13 protein-coding genes are annotated in these 17,207 nt (G+C 70.3%); 4 read left to right on the top strand and 9 right to left on the bottom strand.

Annotation, left to right across the window (positions count from 1 at the left end; genetic code table 11):
* The first annotated feature begins 24 nt into the window (after window positions 1–24).
* A complete protein-coding gene (locus H9651_RS10430) occupies window positions 25–1,248 on the top strand; it encodes a muramidase family protein (RefSeq protein ID WP_191719236.1) in 1,224 nt (407 codons plus the stop codon).
* A gap of 69 nt (window positions 1,249–1,317) precedes the next feature.
* The gene (gene pknB, locus H9651_RS10435; RefSeq protein WP_191719237.1) at window positions 1,318–3,252 is read left to right on the top strand and encodes a Stk1 family PASTA domain-containing Ser/Thr kinase; all 1,935 of its coding nucleotides are present in this window, start codon (window positions 1,318–1,320) and stop codon (window positions 3,250–3,252) included.
* A gap of 160 nt (window positions 3,253–3,412) precedes the next feature.
* Here pknB and H9651_RS10440 read toward each other — a convergent pair whose 3' ends face one another.
* The 3 genes from H9651_RS10440 to H9651_RS10450 form a co-directional block, all read right to left on the bottom strand.
* Window positions 3,413–4,750, bottom strand: coding sequence for a class II 3-deoxy-7-phosphoheptulonate synthase (locus tag H9651_RS10440; RefSeq protein ID WP_404803008.1), 1,338 nt, complete (start codon window positions 4,748–4,750; stop codon window positions 3,413–3,415).
* Between the two features lie 63 nt (window positions 4,751–4,813).
* Entirely contained in the window at window positions 4,814–5,497 is a 684-nt protein-coding gene (locus tag H9651_RS10445; protein WP_191719239.1) for a lysophospholipid acyltransferase family protein, read from the bottom strand.
* 2 nt (window positions 5,498–5,499) lie between these two features.
* Complete coding sequence (locus H9651_RS10450) at window positions 5,500–6,435, bottom strand: ROK family glucokinase (protein WP_191719240.1); 936 nt, start codon at window positions 6,433–6,435, stop codon at window positions 5,500–5,502.
* A 146-nt stretch (window positions 6,436–6,581) separates the two neighbouring features.
* Between H9651_RS10450 and H9651_RS10455 the strand changes: the two genes are divergently transcribed.
* Window positions 6,582–8,414, top strand: a complete 1,833-nt coding sequence (locus H9651_RS10455; RefSeq protein WP_191719241.1) for an AMP-dependent synthetase/ligase — start codon at window positions 6,582–6,584, stop codon at window positions 8,412–8,414.
* Between the two features lie 169 nt (window positions 8,415–8,583).
* On the opposite strand, the gene def is transcribed toward H9651_RS10455, so the two are convergent.
* From def to H9651_RS10470, 3 genes are read right to left on the bottom strand one after another with little or no spacing between them, the layout of a single operon-like run.
* Window positions 8,584–9,075 carry a peptide deformylase gene (def, locus tag H9651_RS10460; RefSeq protein WP_191719242.1) on the bottom strand — a complete coding sequence of 164 codons (492 nt, stop codon included), beginning with the start codon at window positions 9,073–9,075 and terminating at the stop codon, window positions 8,584–8,586.
* Window positions 9,075–10,670 (bottom strand): MinD/ParA family ATP-binding protein, encoded by a 1,596-nt coding sequence (locus H9651_RS10465; RefSeq protein ID WP_191719243.1) that lies wholly within the window; start codon window positions 10,668–10,670, stop codon window positions 9,075–9,077. The genes def and H9651_RS10465 overlap by 1 nt, the downstream gene beginning before the upstream one ends.
* A gap of 49 nt (window positions 10,671–10,719) precedes the next feature.
* Window positions 10,720–14,127, bottom strand: a complete 3,408-nt coding sequence (locus H9651_RS10470; protein WP_191719321.1) for a pyruvate carboxylase — start codon at window positions 14,125–14,127, stop codon at window positions 10,720–10,722.
* A 93-nt stretch (window positions 14,128–14,220) separates the two neighbouring features.
* Here H9651_RS10470 and H9651_RS10475 point away from each other — a divergent pair, with 93 nt between their 5' ends.
* Entirely contained in the window at window positions 14,221–15,030 is an 810-nt protein-coding gene (locus H9651_RS10475) for a ParA family protein (RefSeq protein ID WP_191719244.1), read from the top strand.
* Between the two features lie 244 nt (window positions 15,031–15,274).
* On the opposite strand, the gene H9651_RS10480 is transcribed toward H9651_RS10475, so the two are convergent.
* The 3 genes from H9651_RS10480 to H9651_RS10490 all read right to left on the bottom strand — a co-directional run bounded on the left by H9651_RS10480 (window position 15,275) and on the right by H9651_RS10490 (window position 17,092).
* Window positions 15,275–15,820: a MerR family transcriptional regulator gene (locus H9651_RS10480; protein ID WP_191719245.1), complete on the bottom strand. Its 546-nt coding sequence runs from the start codon at window positions 15,818–15,820 to the stop codon at window positions 15,275–15,277.
* A gap of 94 nt (window positions 15,821–15,914) precedes the next feature.
* Complete coding sequence (ftsR, locus tag H9651_RS10485; RefSeq protein WP_191719246.1) at window positions 15,915–16,598, bottom strand: transcriptional regulator FtsR; 684 nt, start codon at window positions 16,596–16,598, stop codon at window positions 15,915–15,917.
* Window positions 16,598–17,092: an FHA domain-containing protein gene (locus H9651_RS10490; protein WP_318244839.1), complete on the bottom strand. Its 495-nt coding sequence runs from the start codon at window positions 17,090–17,092 to the stop codon at window positions 16,598–16,600. The genes ftsR and H9651_RS10490 overlap by 1 nt, the downstream gene beginning before the upstream one ends.
* Between the last annotated feature and the right edge of the window lie 115 nt (window positions 17,093–17,207).

Consider the following 17,207-nt stretch of genomic DNA (forward strand, 5'->3'; position numbering starts at 1 on the left):
GGAGGTCGAGAGGGAGGCACCGTCATGCGACGACACCGCGCACTCGCGCCGGCATCCGCCGCCGCCACCGCCCTCGCGCCCGCCACGGCGAGGCTCGCGACCACCATCGCGAAGAACTGGCCCGCCGCCGTCGCCGGGTCCCTCGCGCTGCTGCTGTCGTCGGCTCCGGGCGCGCACGCCGCCGAACCCCTGCCCGGCACGCGCGACCGGCTGCAGCCGCAGGCGCACCCGGCCGGACCGGCGCTGGGCCGGGTCTTGCCGGCATCCACCGCCGCCGCCACGACGCACGTCGTGCAGCCTGGCGACACGATCAGCGCCATCGCCGCCGCGCACGGGCTGCGCGTGACCGAGGTGCTCGCCCTGAACGGGCTGGGCTGGTCGTCGGTCATCCAGCCGGGACAGACCATCCAGCTCAGCGCGACCGCTCCGGCCGCGACCGCTCCCGCCGCGCCGGCTCCTGCGCCGGCCGCCGCGGGATACACGATCGTCGCGGGCGACACCATGAGCGCCGTCGCATCGCGCCACGGGGTGACCACCGACGCGCTGCTCGCCGCCAACGGCATGGACCGCTCCTCGGTCATCTACCCCGGCCAGACGGTCGCGATCCCCGGAGCCGGCATGGAGCTCGCGGCATCCGTCGCGCCGACCGCCGCAGCCCCGGTCCCCGCCGCGGCCGCGGCGTCAGCCGGCTCGTACGTCATCGCCGCCGGCGACACCATGACGGCCGTCGCCGCCCGGCACGACCTGTCGCTGGATGCGCTGCTCGCCGCCAACGGCATGGACCGCTCCTCGGTCATCTACCCCGGTCAGACGGTCGCGATCCCCGTGGCGACGGTCGCCGGACTCGACGCCGAGCAGGTGGACAACGCCCGCACGATCATCGGCGTCGGACGCGAACTCGGGGTCTCGGAGCGGGGCATCGCCATCGCGCTCGCGACGGGCATGGTCGAGTCGTGGCTGCGCAACCTCGACTGGGGCGACCGCGATTCGCTCGGTGTCTTCCAGCAGCGGCCGAGCCAGGGATGGGGCACGCCCGAACAGGTGCGCGACGTCGACCGCGCGACCCGCGTGTTCTTCGGCGGCGCCGGCGACCCCAACGGCACCACCAGTCGTGGGCTGCTCGACGTGAACGGCTGGGAGTCGCTCGGCTTCAGCGAAGCAGCCCAGGCCGTGCAGATCTCGGCCTACCCCGACCGCTACGGCGAGTGGGAAGAAGAGGCCCACGCGTGGCTGGCCGCGCTCGGCTGAGCGCACTCCGATGGCGGTGGGGGTGAGCCGCTACCCGATGAGTCGCGGCGGCGTCCGTAGACTCTCAGCGTGAGCACGAGCCAGCAGACGGACCCGCTGATCGGCCGTCTGGTCGACGGCCGGTATCGCGTGCGTGCTCGCATCGCCCGTGGCGGCATGGCGACGGTGTACGTCGCGACCGACCTTCGCCTCGAGCGGCGCATCGCCCTGAAGGTGATGCACGGCCACCTCTCGGACGACTCGATCTTCCAGAGCCGGTTCATCCAGGAGGCCCGGGCTGCCGCGCGCCTGGCCGATCCGCACGTGGTGAACGTGTTCGATCAGGGCCAGGACGGCGACATGGCCTACCTCGTCATGGAGTACCTGCCCGGCATCACGCTGCGGGAGCTGCTGCGCGAACAGCGCCGCCTCACCGTTCCCCAGACCATCACGATCATGGATGCTGTGCTGTCGGGGCTGGCCGCGGCGCACCGTGCGCACATCGTGCACCGCGATGTGAAGCCCGAGAACGTGCTGCTGGCCGAGGACGGCCGCATCAAGATCGGCGACTTCGGGCTCGCCCGCGCGACGACCGCCAACACCGCCACCGGCCAGATGCTGCTGGGCACCATCGCCTACCTCGCGCCGGAGCTGGTCACCCGCGGCAGCGCCGATGCCCGCAGCGACATCTACGCGCTCGGCATCATGCTGTACGAGATGCTCACCGGCGAGCAGCCCTACAAGGGCGAGCAGCCGATGCAGATCGCCTACCAGCACGCGACCGACTCGGTCCCCCGCCCCAGTGCGAAGAACCCCGGCGTGCCCGAGCCCCTCGACGAGCTCGTGCTCTGGGCCACCGAACGCGATCCCGACGAACGCCCCGCTGACGCGAAGGTGATGCTCGAGCGGCTGCGTGAGATCGAACGCGAACTGGGCGTCAGCCCGCAGGTCGTGCGCACCGCGCCCATCGGCATCGTCCCCGAGGACGAGGGTATGGATTCCGGGGAGATGACCAAGGTGCTCCCCGGCGCCTTCACCGCCCCCACCGTCACACCGCCCGTCGACAACACCACGCGGCTGCGCCGGCGCACCAAGCGCAACGCCGCGAAGGGCGGGTGGCTCATCGCGCTCGTGCTGCTGCTGGCCGGGCTCGCCGGCGGCACCGGCTGGTGGTTCGGCTCCGGCCCCGGTTCACAGGTCGCCGTCGCCGATGTGTCGGGCATGACGTTCGCCGACGCCCAGGCGGAGCTGGCCGTGCTGTCGCTGCAGGCCGTGGAGCAGGGCGAGAACAACCTCGAGGTGCCGACGGGAACCGTCATCCGCACCGAACCGTCGTCAGGCACCCGCGTCGACCAGGACGCGACCGTCACGGTGTTCGTGTCGCTCGGTCCGGCCGAGGTGTCGCTCACCCCACTGGCGGGCATGTCCGAGGCGCAGGCGCGGGAGTACCTCGAGCAGAACATCGTCAACGTGCAGGGCGATGCCGCGCGGGAATTCCGCGACGACGTCGAGCGCGACGTCGTGATCTCGGCTTCGGTCACCCCGCGCGACGGCGGCGACGCGATCGACTGCACGAACGGCTGCACCGTACGTCAGGACGACGACGCGAGCCTGCTGGTGTCCGCCGGCGCGGTGCCCGACGTGAGCGGACGCGGTGTCGACAGTGCGACGTCCGAACTGAACGCGGTGGACCTCCAGGTCTCCGGCGAGACGATCCAGGAGTACAGCAGCGACTTCTCCAACGGCGAGGTCATCGGCATCGCGGCGCGCGGCGAGGGCGGCAACTGGCGGCCCGGCGAGACCGTGACTCTGATCGTGTCCAAGGGTCCCGCGCCGATCGAGGTGCCGGATGTCGAGGGGCTCACGGTGGCCGAGGCGATGACCGTTCTCTCGGAAGCCGGATTCGAGCCGGGCACGGCGCTGCCGCAGATCGTCTGGGGCATCTTCACCGTGAGCAGCACGTCCCCCGGAGCGGGCTCGTGGGAGCTGCCCGGCACCCAGGTGACCGTCCGCTCCACCGGCTGAGCCCCGCCGCGGGGCATCCACCCCTCGCCGAAACGAGTGAATCTGCCCGAACAAGGACCGGATGCGGACAAACCATCCGCATCCCGGCAGATCACCGCGTCTCGGCGACGGTGCCGACGCACGTGTGCCCCGCGACACGGCGCGGGGCACACGGTGAGGGTCAGCGCTTCTCGAGCTCCTCGGCCACGAGGAACGCCAGCTCCAGGCTCTGCATGTGGTTCAGGCGCGGGTCGCACAGCGACTCGTAGCGCGTGGCGAGGGTGGCCTCGTCGATCTTCTCCGACCCGCCCAGGCACTCGGTCACGTCGTCGCCGGTGAGCTCGACGTGGATGCCGCCGGGGAAGGTGCCGACGGCCCGGTGCGCCTCGAAGAAGCCACGCACCTCGTCGACGACGTCGTCGAAGCGACGCGTCTTGTAGCCGGTGGGCGTGGTGATGCCGTTGCCGTGCATCGGGTCGGTGACCCACAGCGGGGTCGCTCCGGAGTCCTTGACGGCCGCCAGCAGCGGCGGCAGCGCGTCGCGGATCTTGCCCGCCCCCATGCGGGTGATGAAGGTGAGCCGGCCGGGCTCGCGGTCGGGGTCGAGCTTGTCGATGAGCGCCAGCGCGGTGTCGGGCGACGTCGAGGGGCCGAGCTTCACGCCGATGGGGTTGCGGATCTTGGAGAAATAGTCGATGTGCGCGCCGTCGAGGTCGCGCGTGCGCTCCCCCACCCACAGGAAGTGCGCCGACGTGTTGTAGGGCGTGCCGGTGCGCGAATCGATGCGCGTCATCGGCCGCTCGTAGTCCATGAGCAGGCCCTCGTGGCCGGTGTAGAACTCCACCCGGCGCAGCTCGTCGAAGTCTGCGCCCGCGGCCTCCATGAACTTGATGGCCCGGTCGATCTCGCCCGCCAGGCGTTCGTAGCGCTGGTTGGCCGGGTTCGAGGCGAACCCCTTGTTCCAGCTGTGCACCTCACGCAGATCCGCGAAGCCACCCTGGGTGAACGCACGGATGAGATTCAGGGTGGATGCCGCCGTGTGGTAGCCCTTCAGCAGCCGCTGCGGGTCGGGCTGACGCGAACGCTCGGTGAAGTCGTAGCCGTTGACGATGTCGCCGCGGTAGGCCGGCAGCGTCACGTCCCCCCGCGTCTCGGTGTCACTGGAGCGGGGCTTGGCGAACTGCCCCGCCATGCGCCCCATCTTCACGACCGGCATCGAGGCGCCGTAGGTGAGCACGACGGCCATCTGCAGCACCGTCTTGATGCGGTTGCGGATCTGCTCGGCGGTCGCCCCGGCGAACGTCTCGGCGCAGTCCCCGCCCTGCAGCAGGAACGCCTGCCCGGATGCCGCGCGCGCGAGGCGCTCACGCAGGTTGTCCACCTCACCGGCGAACACCAGCGGTGGCATCGACGCGATCTCGGCGGACACGGCGGCGACGGCATCCGCGTCGGTCCAGATCGGCTGCTGCTTGATGGGCAGGGCACGCCATGCGTCGAGGGGGTCGGTGTGCTGGAGCATCATGCCAGTCTATCGACGGCGGGGGCCTCTCGGCGCCGCGTGACGGCGGGCGAGGCGGCGGCCTCAGGATGCCGCGGTGCGGTCTTTCACGGTCGAGGCGTAGACGTCGTCGTACCGCTGTTCACCGAGGCGCTGCAGGGCCACCATGATCTCGTCGGTGACCGACCGCAGCACGTAGCGGTCGCTCTCCATGCCGCGGAAGCGGGAGAAATCCAGCGGCTCGCCGATGACCATGCCCACCCGCCCGACGCGCGGGATCGTGCGACCGATCGGCATGACGGCATCGGTGTCGACCATGACCACGGGCACGACCGGTACGTGCGCCTCCAGCGCCATGCGGGCGATGCCGGTGCGGCCGCGGTACAGCTTGCCGTCGGGGCTGCGGGTGCCCTCGGGGTAGATCCCCAGCAGGTCGCCCCGGCCGAGCACCTGCAGACCCGTGTTGAGCGATGCCTCGGACGCCTTGCCCCCGGTGCGGTCGATCGCGATCTGACCGGTGCCCTTCATGAACATGCGGGTCGCCCAGCCCTTGACGCCCTTGCCGGTGAAGTAATCGCTCTTCGCGAGGAACGACATGCGGCGGTCGATCATCAGCGGCAGGAACACCGAATCGCTCACCGACAGGTGGTTGCTCGCGAGGATCGCGGCTCCCTCGGTGGGGATGTTCGAACGGCCCACGATCCAGGGGCGGAAGATCGCCTTCACGATCGGTCCGACCACGACGTACTTCATGAGCCAGTAGAACACCGTTACAGTCTCCTGCCGGCGAGGTCGGCGACGCCGATGAGACCCGCGTCGTTGCCGAGTTGCGCGATGGCGAACTCGGCGATGGGGCGGTCGCCGAAGCCGGGCAGCGCCGTCTCGTAGGCGAGGCGCACGGGCTCGAGCAGGGTCTCCCCCAGCTGCGCGACGCCACCGCCGATGACGAAGACCTCGGGGTCGAGCACGGCCTGGAACCCGCCGCAGGCCTCACCGAGGGCGGTCGCCACCCGGCGCAGCGCCTCGACGGCGCCGGGGTCGTCGGCGAGGATCAGGCGCGAGATCGCCGGCCCGGGGATCTCCCCCTTCTCGGCGCGCACCTGCGCGAGGGCCGCGCCGATGCCGCCGTGGTCGGCGATGTCGTTCGCCTCACGCTGCAGGGCACGACCGGAGGCGTACTGCTCGAGGCATCCGTGCTGCCCGCAGCCGCACGGGCGTCCCTCGCGGGTGAAGCGGGTGTGGCCGAGTTCCGCGGCGATGCCGTGCCCGCCGTGGGCGAGCTCGCCGGCGGTGACGATCGCCCCGCCGACGCCCGTGCCGAGGGTGAGCATGACCATGTCGCCGACACCTCGACCGGCACCGAAGCGGTATTCGCCCCAGCCGGCGGCGTTCGCGTCGTTCTCGATCGCGACGGGGCGGCCGATGCGGGATTCGAGATTCTCGCGCAGCGGCTCGTTTCGCCAGGCGATGTTGGGCGCGTGGATGACGACCGAGCGCGACTTGTCGATGAAGCCGGCGGCAGCGACGCCCACGGCGGCGATGTCATGCGACTCGGCGAAGTGGCGGGCCATGTCGGCGACGGCATCCGCCAACTCTGCCGTGTCGACGGGGGTGTCCACGCGCAGCTTCTCGAGCACCCCACCGTCGTCGTCGACGACGCCTCCGGCGATCTTCGTCCCGCCGATATCGATTCCGACCTTGAGCACGCGGCATCCTTCCCGCCGCTGCGAGGCGCAGGGCCGCATCGAAGTCTAGTGCGACCTCTGCGACACCACGGGCGGGGACGCCGCGTTCGCTACACTCGGTTTCGACGCAATAACCCGATTCCCCGTCCGGTACCAAAGGAGTTGCCGTGGTCCAATTCGAAGTGCCCGCGATCGTCCCCGCCGATCCGCAGGCGAACATCACCGACCTGCTGGCCTCGCGTGTCAAGCAGACCCCGACTCTCGCACTGTTCGCCGTGCCCGACGGCTCGGGCGGGTGGCGCGACATCACCGCCGCCGACTTCGAGCGCGAGGTCATCCGCCTCGCCAAGGGGTTCGTCGCCGCCGGCATCGAGCCAGGCGACAAGGTGGGATTCCTCGCCCGCACGACCTACGAGTGGTCGCTGGTCGACTTCGCGCTGTTCTATGCCGGCGCGATCATGGTGCCCGTCTACGAGACCAGCTCCCCGAAGCAGATCCAGTGGATCCTCTCCGACTCGGGGGCCATCGCGTGCCTCGTCGAGTCGGCGGAGCACGTCGACCGCCTCGCCGAGGTGCGAGACGAGGTCCCGCTCGTGCGGAAGACCTGGTCGATGGCCGCAGGTGACCTCGACACGCTTCGCGCCGACGGCGCATCGGTGTCGGACGAGGAGATCCAGCGCCGCCGCAACCTCGCGATCGGCGCCGACATCGCCACACTCATCTACACGTCGGGGTCGACCGGCCGCCCGAAGGGATGCGTGCTCACGCACAGCAACTTCGTCGAGCTGTGCCGCAACTCCGCCAAGGCACTGAGCGAGGTCGTGGCGACGCCGGGCGCCTCGACGCTGCTGTTCATCACGACGGCGCACGTGTTCGCGCGGTTCATCTCGATCCTCAACGTGCACGGGGGTGTGAAGACCGGGCACGAGCCCGACACGCGACAGCTGCTGCCGGCACTGGGAAGCTTCAAGCCCACCTACCTGCTGGCTGTGCCGCGCGTGTTCGAGAAGGTCTACAACTCCGCAGAGCAGAAGGCCGAGGCCGGGGGCAAGGGCAAGATCTTCCGCGCCGCCGCGCACGCCGCGGTCGAGCACTCCACGCTGCTGCAGGACGGCAAGAAGGTGCCCCTCGGGCTGAAGCTCAAGTTCCGACTGTTCGACAGGCTCGTCTACAGCAAGCTGCGCACCGCCATGGGCGGCAACGTCCAGTACGCCGTCTCGGGCTCCGCACCGCTCGGTCCCCGGCTCGGCCACTTCTTCCACAGCCTGGGGGTGACGATCCTCGAGGGCTACGGCCTCACCGAGACGACGGCCCCGGCGACGGTCAACCTCGCCACCAAGTCGAAGATCGGCACCGTCGGTCCCGTGCTGCCGGGTGTCGGCATCCGTCTCGGTGAAGACGGCGAGATCGAGGTGCGCGGCATCAACGTGTTCAAGGAGTACTGGCGCAATCCCGAGGCCACCGCCGAGGCGTTCAACGACGGCTGGTTCCGCACCGGCGACATCGGGTCGTTCGACAGCGAGGGCTTCCTCACGATCACCGGTCGCAAGAAGGAGATCCTCGTCACCGCCGGCGGCAAGAACGTCGCCCCCGCGGCGCTGGAGGACCCCATCCGCGCGAACCCGATCGTCGGTCAGGTCGTCGTCGTCGGCGACCAGAAGCCGTTCATCGCGGCGCTCGTCACGCTCGACTCCGAGATGCTGCCCACGTGGCTCGCGAACAACGACATGCCCGCGGATCTCTCACTCAGCGACGCCGCGAAGGACCCGAGGGTGCGTGCCGAGGTGCAGAAGGCGATCGACACCGCGAACGCCGCCGTGTCGCGGGCGGAATCCATCCGCAAGTTCACGATCCTGAGCACGGAGTGGACCGAGGCCAGCGGTCACCTGACGCCGAAGATGTCGATCAAGCGCAACGTCATCCTCAGCGACTTCGCGGTGCACGTCGACGAGCTGTACTCGGTTCCCGTGACGACGACGAACGTCCCGCTGGGCGGCTGACCCCTCCCCCGCACGCCGAAGGCCCGGAGCTCCCGCTCCGGGCCTTCGGTCGTCACGGCCCACCCCACGCACGGTGAGACGAATGCGGACGGACGAGACCGTGGGTGACACCCAGGGTCTCGGCCGTCGGTATTCGTCTCAGCGCCGCGGGCGGGCGGGGGCGCGGGCGTCAGAACCAGGCGGACTCGCGCACTTCGCGCATCGCGGTGCGACGGTCCTCGGGCGAGAGGCGATCGAGGAACAGCCGGCCCTCGAGGTGATCGGTCTCGTGCTGCAGCGCCTGCGCGAGCAGGCCGTCACCTTCGAGCACGATCTGGTTGCCGTCCAGGTCCATGCCGATGACCTTCGCGTGCGGATGCCGGATGGCGTCGTGCCAGAGGCCGGGAACCGACAGGCATCCCTCCCCCATCGGCACCGGGTCACCCGAGACCTCCACCAGCTGCGGGTTGAGGATGTAGCCGACGTCGCCGTCGATGTTGTAGCTGAAGGCGCGCACACCGACACCGATCTGGTTGGCGGCGACGCCGGCGCGACCGGGCAGCTCCACCGTGTCGAGCAGGTCGCGCACGAGCGCGCGCACCCCGTCGTCGATCTCGACGATGGGGGCACAGACCGACCGCAGCACGGGGTCGCCGAAGAGGCGGATGTCGCGGACGCTCATCAGGCCACCGATGCCTGGCTGCGCAGCCGCTCGACGACCATGGCCGCCAGCTCACGCGCCGCCTGACGCGTCTCGGGCTGGAGCTCACGGAACGAGATCGCACTGCCGGTGGCGATGTGCGGGTCGTACGGCATGCGCACGACGGCGCGCACGCGCGTCTTGAAGTGCGCCTCGAGTTCCTCCGGGCGCACCAGCGGTGCACCGGGACGACTCGTGTTGAGCACGACGACGGCGTTGTGGGCCTTGTCGGCGTAGCCGTTGGACTCGAGCCACGTGAGGGTCTCGGATGCCAGTCGCGCCTCGTCGACGCTGAGACCGGTGACGACGACCAGCTCGTCGGCGAGCTCGAGGGTCGCCCCCATGACGGAGTGCACGATGCCGGTGCCGGTGTCGGTGAGGACCACCGAGTAGTAATGCGCGGCGAGCTGCGCGACGTCGCGGTAGTCCTCGTCGCTGAACGCCTCGGACACGTGCGGATCGGCGTCGGACGCGAGCACGTCCAGGCGGGTCTCGTCGCGCGCGACGATGGCCGACAGGTCGTGGTAGCCGGAGATCTCACCGCGGCGACGCACGAGGTCGCGCACGGTCTTGCCGCTGACACGGCCGATGCGCTCGGCGAGCGTGCCGCGGTCGGGGTTCGCGTCGACGGCGATGACGCGATCGTCACGGGCGTCGGCCAGCGCCATGCCCAGCAGCGTCGTGATCGTCGTCTTTCCGACGCCGCCCTTGCGCGAGAGCACCGGCACGAACTTGGCATTGCCGCTGAGCGGTGCCGCGATGCGACGGTCCAGCGACTTGCGCTCGCGGGCGCGGCGGTTGTCGCCGAGGTTGATGCGGCGTCCCGTGACCGTGTACACGAAGTGCTGCCATGCCCCTTCGGGCTCGGGCTTGACGACGTGGTGGGGATCGAGAAGGCGGTCGGCGGTGAGCAGGTCGGCCGTCTCTCGTCCCGACTCGAAGTCGTCCAGGCGGCGCGGAGCGAGCTCTCCCCCCTGCGTGCGACCGCGCTCGGTCGCGCGAGGGTGCAGATCGGCGACGGCGGGCGCGGTGCGGGCAGGGTCGGTGACGGGAGCGGTGCGGGCAGGGTCGGTGACGGGAGCGGTGCGCGCCGTGCCGGTGACGGGAGCGGCGGGCGACGCGGGCGTCGGCTCGTCGACCGGATCGCCGGCCCCGGGCGCGGCGGGCGCGATCTGGTCGTGCGCGGCGGGGACAGCGGCATCGGCCGGCTGCTCGTCGTCGTGGGGCATGTCTGCGACCTCCTCCGCGAACTCCTCACCGTGAGCCAGTTCGCCGGTGAGGTGGGGCACCTCACCGGTCTCATCATCCACGGTGACGTCCTCGGCGGCCACGACCTCCACGATCCCGGTGGACGCGGCGAAGCCGAGCGGCACGAAATCCTCGCCGACGACGCCGTCATCGACGGCCTCATCGTGCGCATCGTCATCGTCCTCGGACGCCAACGGAGGCAGGGCGACGTCGACCTGAGCGGTCGCACCACCGAGGATGCCGATGCCGGTCGTGTCGAGGCTTCCGCCGTCAGCGAGCACGCCGTTTTCGGGCTCGTCGTTGGTCGGTTCGTTGCGATCGGGCGTCACAGGGTTCACTCCACCTAGGTTCCGGGCGCCGCGCGCCCATCCCTTCAGGCTACTCGGAGGGGCGCACGACGGCCAAAAGGTCGCCGGCCTCCACCTGCTGCGTGCCCGTCACCGCGAGCCGCTCGACGACGCCGTCCACGGGTGAGGTGATGGCCGCCTCCATCTTCATGGCCTCGATCGACGCGACCGGCTGCCCGGCGGTGACGGTGTCGCCCACCCCGATCTTGACGGTCACGACTCCCGAGAACGGGGCCGCCACCTGGCCGGGCTTGGAGGTGTCGGCCTTCTCCGCCTGACGGTGCGCGACGTCGATCGCACAGTCGCGCACGAACACCGGCCGCAGCTGACCGTTGAGGGTCGTCATGACGGTGCGCATGCCCTTGTCGTCGGCCTCGCCGATCGCCTCGAGCCCGACATACAGCTGCACGCCCCGCTCGATCTCGACGACGTGCTCGGTGCCTGACGCGAGGCCGTAGAGGTAGTCGACGGTGTCGAGCACGCTCAGGTCGCCGTAGGTGTCGCGCACCTCCTGGAAAGCGCGCGTGGGGGCGGGGAAGAGCAGATGGTTGAGCGTGCGACGGCGGGTCGGGGAATCGGCCTCGAGAGCGGCGGCATCCGCGCCCGACAGGTCTGTCACCCCGACACGCACCTCGCGGCCCTGCAGCACCTTCGTGCGGAAGGGTTCGGGCCAGCCACCGGGCAGATCGCCCAGCTCGCCCGCCATGAAGCCGACGACCGAATCGGGCACATCGTACTTGTGGGGGTTGGCCTCGAAGTCGGCGGGGTCGGCCTTGACCGCCGCGAGGTGCAGGGCCAGGTCGCCCACGACCTTCGACGACGGCGTCACCTTGGGCACGCGGCCGAGGATGGCATCCGCCGCGGCGTACATGTCCTCGATGAGCTCGAAGTCGTCGGCCAGGCCCAGCGCGATCGCCTGCTGACGCAGGTTCGACAGCTGCCCACCGGGGATCTCGTGCCGGTAGACGCGTCCGGTGGGGCCGGGCAGGCCCGACTCGAACGGACGGTACAGCGCCCGCACCGCCTCCCAGTAGGGCTCCAGGTCCGACACCGCGGAGAGATCGAGGCCGGTGTCGCGGTCGGTGTGGGCCATTGCCGCCACCAGCGCCGACAGCGACGGCTGGCTCGTGGTGCCCGACATCGGCGCGGCCGCGGCATCCACGGCGTCCGCCCCGGCGGCGCTGGCCGCCAGCAGGGTCGCCAGCTGCCCGCCCGCGGTGTCGTGCGTGTGCACGTGCACCGGCAGGTCGAACCGATCGCGCAACGCCGAGACGAGACGCGCGGCGGCGGCGGGGCGCAACAGCCCTGCCATGTCCTTGATGGCGAGGACATGCGCGCCGGCATCGACCATCTGCTCGGCCAGGCGCAGGTAGTAGTCCAGCGTGTACAGGTCTTCGGCGGGGTTCAGCAGGTCGCCGGTGTAGCACAGCGCCACCTCGGCGACGGCGGTGCCGGTACCCAGCACCGCGTCGATCGCGGGGCGCATCTGCGACACGTCGTTGAGTGCGTCGAAGATGCGGAAGATGTCAACACCCGATGCCGCGGCCTCGCGCACGAACGCATCGGTGACCTGCGTCGGGTAGGGGGTGTAGCCGACGGTGTTGCGCCCGCGCAGCAGCATCTGGATCGCGACGTTGGGAAGCGCCGTGCGGAGGGAATCCAGGCGCTCCCACGGGTCCTCGCCGAGGAAGCGCAGCGCGACGTCGTAGGTCGCGCCACCCCACGCCTCGACCGACAGCAGCTGCGGTGTCAGGCGCGCGACGTACGGGGCGACGGTGACGAGGTCCTTCGTGCGCACGCGGGTGGCCAGCAGCGACTGGTGGGCGTCGCGGAAGGTGGTCTCGGTGACGGCGAGGGCGGTCTGCTCGCGCAGCGCCCGGGCGAAGCCGACGGGGCCGAGCTGCTGCAGCCGCTGGCGCGAACCGGCCGGCGGCGCGGCGCTGAGGTCGATCTCGGGCAGCTTCGATGCCGGGTCGACCGTGACCGGGTTGTCGCCGTTCGGGCGGTTGACGGTCGTGTCGGCCAGCCAGCCGAGGATCTTCGAGCCGCGGTCCTTGGACTCGCGGCCGCTGGCGAGTTCGGGACGCTCGTCGATGAACGCAGTCGACAGGTCGCCCGCGACGAACGCCGGGTCGTCGAGCACCTTCTGCAGGAACGGGATGTTGGTGGAGACGCCGCGGATGCGGAACTCCGCCAGCGCACGGCGGGAGCGCACGACCGCCGCCTCGAAGTCCCGACCGCGGCAGGTGAGCTTGGCGAGCATCGAGTCGAAATGCGGACTGATCTGCGAGCCCGCAGCCGTCGTGCCGCCGTCGAGGCGGATGCCGGCGCCGCCGGGCGAGCGGTAGGTGGTGATCTTGCCGGTGTCGGGACGGAACCCCTGCGAGGGGTCCTCCGTGGTGATGCGGCACTGCAGCGCCGCACCGCGCAGGTGGATGTTCTCCTGCTGCAGCCCGAGGTCCTCGAGGGTCTCCCCCGCGGCGATGCGCATCTGCGACTGCACGAGGTCGACGTCGGTGACCTCCTCGGTGACGGTGTGCTCCACCTGGATGCGCGGGTTCATCTCGATGAACACGACCTCGCCGGTGCGGGGCCCGGCCGTCTCGAGGAGGAACTCCACCGTGCCGGCGTTCTGGTAGCCGATCGACTCGGCGAAGGCCACGGCGTACCTGTGCAGCGCGTCACGCAGCTCGTCGTCGAGGTTCGGCGCCGGGGCGATCTCGACCACCTTCTGGTGGCGGCGCTGCACCGAGCAGTCCCGCTCGAACAGGTGCACGGTGTGCCCCGCCGTGTCGGCGAGGATCTGCACCTCGATGTGGCGCGGGCGCTGCACGGCCTGCTCGAGGAACACGCGGGCGTCGCCGAACGCGCTGGCGGCTTCGCGCATGGCCTCGGCCAGCGCCGGAGCGAGCTCTTCGGGGCGCTCGACGCGCCGCATGCCGCGCCCGCCGCCGCCGGCGACGGCCTTGACGAAGATCGGGAAGCCGATGTCCTCGGCCTGCGCGACGAGGGCATCGACGTCGTCGGATGCCTCGGTGGAGCGCAGCACCGGCACGCCGGCCGCCTCGGCGTGGTGCTTGGCGGTGACCTTGTTGCCGGCCATCTCGAGCACCTCGGCGGGCGGGCCGATGAACGCGATGCCCGCCGCAGCCGCCTTCGCCGCGAGCTCGGGGTTCTCCGAGAGGAACCCGTAGCCGGGGTAGATGGCATCGGCCCCGCTCTCGCTGGCGACCCGGATGATCTCGTCGACGTCGAGGTACGCACGCACCGGGTGCCCCTCGGTGCCGATGCGGTACGCCTCGTCGGCTTTCAGCCGGTGCAGGGAGTAGCGGTCCTCGTAGGGGAAGACCGCGACCGTCCGCGCGCCGAGTTCGAATGCGGCGCGGAAAGCCCGAATGGCGATTTCGCCTCGGTTCGCGACCAGGATCTTGCGGAACATGCTCACCTCACGTGGATGACCGGGGCGTGCATCTTCGGACGCCGGAAGTGCCTGAGTGTGCTCACAGCCTAGGGGAATGTAACGTAGAGCCTTGTGCACGTACTCTCCGTCAGCTCGCTCAAGGGCGGGGTCGGCAAGACAACGGTCACACTGGGGCTCGCATCCGCTGCGTTCGCTCGCGGTGTCCGCACCCTCGTCGTCGATCTCGACCCGCAGTCCGATGTGTCGACGGGTATGGACATCCAAGTCGCCGGCAGGCTGAACGTCGCCGACGTCCTCGCCAACCCCAAGGAGAAGGTCGTCCGTCAGGCGATCACCTCCAGCGGATGGGCCAAGGTGCACCCGGGCACGATCGACGTCATGATCGGCAGCCCGTCGGCCATCAACTTCGACGGTCCTCACCCGAGCGTGCGCGACGTCTGGAAGCTCGAAGAGGCCCTCGCGACAATCGAGGCGGACTACGACCTCGTGCTCATCGACTGCGCGCCGTCGCTGAACGCCCTCACGCGTACCGCGTGGGCCGCGTCCGACCGTGTGGTCGTGGTCACCGAGCCCGGACTGTTCTCGGTCGCCGCCGCTGACCGCGCGCTGCGCGCGATCGAGGAGATCCGTCGCGGGCTGTCGCCGCGGCTGCAGCCGCTCGGGATCGTCGTCAACCGGGTGCGGCCGCAGTCGATCGAGCATCAGTTCCGCATCAAGGAGCTGCGTGACATGTTCGGCCCGCTCGTGCTGTCGCCCCAGCTGCCCGAGCGCACGTCGCTGCAGCAGGCTCAGGGGGCCGCGAAGCCGCTGCACATCTGGCCCGGCGACTCGGCGCAGGAACTCGCCGCCGACTTCGACGCGCTGCTCGATCGCGTGATGCGCACCGGTCGCATCCCCGACCCCGCCGAGTCCCGCGCCTGACCCCCGCGAACAGCCCGCGAGTGAGCATTCGCCGCGCCGAGTGAGTACTCACGCTACCGAGTGAGTATTCGTCGCGCCGAGTGGATACTCACGAGGGCGCGGCGCACGCGCGGCATCCGCCCGCTCTGGACGTCGCGGATCGGCGGGTACTCACTCGAGACCACGAATACTCACTCAAGACAGCGAGTACTCACTCGCGAGCACGAATACTCACTCGGGAGCCCGCAGCTGCTCGCGGGCGGAGTCAGGCGGTGCGCTTGGCGCGGTGGGCGGCGAGGTCGTCCTGCGCCTCGGGCGACTGCGCGTCGAAGTCCACCAGCGTCGACTCGACCTCGCGCAGCACCTTGCCCACGGCGATGCCGAAGACACCCTGACCGCGACTGACGAGATCGATGACCTCGTCGTTCGACGTGCACAGATACACCGACGCGCCGTCGCTCATGAGCGTCGTGCCTGCCAGATCGCGGATGCCGGCGGCACGCAGCTGGTCGACGGCGGTGCGGATCTGCTGCAGCGAGATGCCGGTGTCGAGCAGGCGCTTCACGAGCTTGAGCACGAGGATGTCGCGGAAGCCGTACAGGCGCTGCGAACCGGAGCCGGAGGCCCCCCGCACGGTCGGCTCGACCAGTTCGGTGCGGGCCCAGTAGTCCAGCTGCCGGTACGTGATGCCGGCGGCACGCGCGGCCTGAGCCCCGCGGTAGCCCGCTTCGTCACCCATATCGGGGAGCCCGTCGGTGAACAGGAGTTCGGCGGAGAAAGGCTGACCGTCTGCCGGGTCACCAGCGATCATGCTCGCCTCCTCACTGTTCGGGTCGGTACTTCAACGCTAGATGAGCAAACGGGCAGCGGCAATGACATCCGCGTCTGCGATTCGGCGTGTCGCGCTAGGGGGTGATGCGCTCGAGCGCGGTCAGCACGAATGCCGCGCGCAGCTCATCCAGTCGGCGCACGAGTTCGGGCGCCAGTTCACCGGCACGCGCGCGTGCGGTGGCATCGGTGCGTCGCAGCATCGGGGCGAGCGCCGTCTCCACGAGGGCCACATCGCGCTCGGCGTTCTGTCGCAGCGACCGCACGTGACGAGGCTGGATGCCATGCTCCGCGAGCCCGGCAAGGGCCCGCAGCAACGCCAGCGACCGCTCGTCGTACGAGTCGGCGCCCGCCATGAGACCCGCAGTGATGGCGTCGCCGAGCAGGTTCGCGTCGGCACCGGCGGCGGCGATCAGTTCATCGCGGCGGTAGCGGCGCGGGGTGGCCATGATCGACGGCGGCATGAAAGCCCCGACCTCGTGACCGGCATCGCGCTCGTCGAGCACCTCACGGATGCGCTGCAGCGGCATGTAGTGGTCGCGCTGCAGCGACAGCGCCAGACGCAGCCGCTCGAGGTCACCGGGCGAGAACTTGCGGTAGCCCGACTCGGTGCGCGTGGGGGCGACGATGCCCTGCACCTCGAGGAAGCGCAGCTTGCTGCTGGTCAGCGAGGGGAATTCGGGGGCGAGGCGAGCCAGGACCTGACCGATGCTGAGATAGCCCGCCGGCGTGGAACGCCCGCGGGGTGCGACCTGCGCCATCAAGCCCCTGCCGTGCGATCGAGCGGGGAGATGAAGAAGTTGAGGCGGAACTTGCCGATGCGCACCTCGGCACCGTCGGTCAGCGCGGCGCGGTCGACGCGCTCTCCGTTGACGTAGGTGCCGTTGAGAGACCGCTGGTCGACGATCTCGAAGGCCATCCCGGTGCGGGTGACCTCGGCGTGACGGCGCGACACGGTCACGTCGTCGAAGAAGATGTCGGCCTCGGGGTGCCGACCGATGGTGGCCACGTCGTTGTCGAGCAGGTAGCGTGCGCCGGCGGTGGGACCCGACCGCACCATCAGCAGCGCCGAGCGCGACGGGAGTGAGGAGATGGCTTCCATCTCCTGTGTGGTCAGATCACTGCCGAACGGGATGAAGGAGAGATCGGAATCGTGCCCGAACGTCTGCGTCGTGTCTGATCCGCCCGCAGGCGTGTGCGCATCGCTCGCGTCGCGATGGATGCTCCCGTGGTCCCGGCGGCCGTTCTCGTCCACACTTCCTCCTTCGGTTCAGCCTAGTGGATGCGCCTGTCGATGCCAGTGCGGATCGGCGACCGGATGCATCGGCGTCGGCGTGTTTCGCCCCGTGTCATGACGGATGCGACGGTCG

Source organism: Microbacterium pullorum, assembly GCF_014836535.1.
Lineage (GTDB): Bacteria > Actinomycetota > Actinomycetes > Actinomycetales > Microbacteriaceae > Microbacterium > Microbacterium pullorum.

Bases quoted from the DNA above. Each gene is read 5' to 3' on its own strand.
- H9651_RS10480 (WP_191719245.1), bottom strand. From the start codon at position 15,820: ATGATCGCTGGTGACCCGGCAGACGGTCAGCCTTTCTCCGCCGAACTC.
- ftsR (WP_191719246.1), bottom strand. From the start codon at position 16,598: ATGGCGCAGGTCGCACCCCGCGGGCGTTCCACGCCGGCGGGCTATCTC.
- H9651_RS10430 (WP_191719236.1), top strand. From the start codon at position 25: ATGCGACGACACCGCGCACTCGCGCCGGCATCCGCCGCCGCCACCGCC.
- H9651_RS10440 (WP_404803008.1), bottom strand. From the start codon at position 4,750: ATGCTCCAGCACACCGACCCCCTCGACGCATGGCGTGCCCTGCCCATC.
- H9651_RS10470 (WP_191719321.1), bottom strand. From the start codon at position 14,127: ATGTTCCGCAAGATCCTGGTCGCGAACCGAGGCGAAATCGCCATTCGG.
- def (WP_191719242.1), bottom strand. From the start codon at position 9,075: ATGAGCGTCCGCGACATCCGCCTCTTCGGCGACCCCGTGCTGCGGTCG.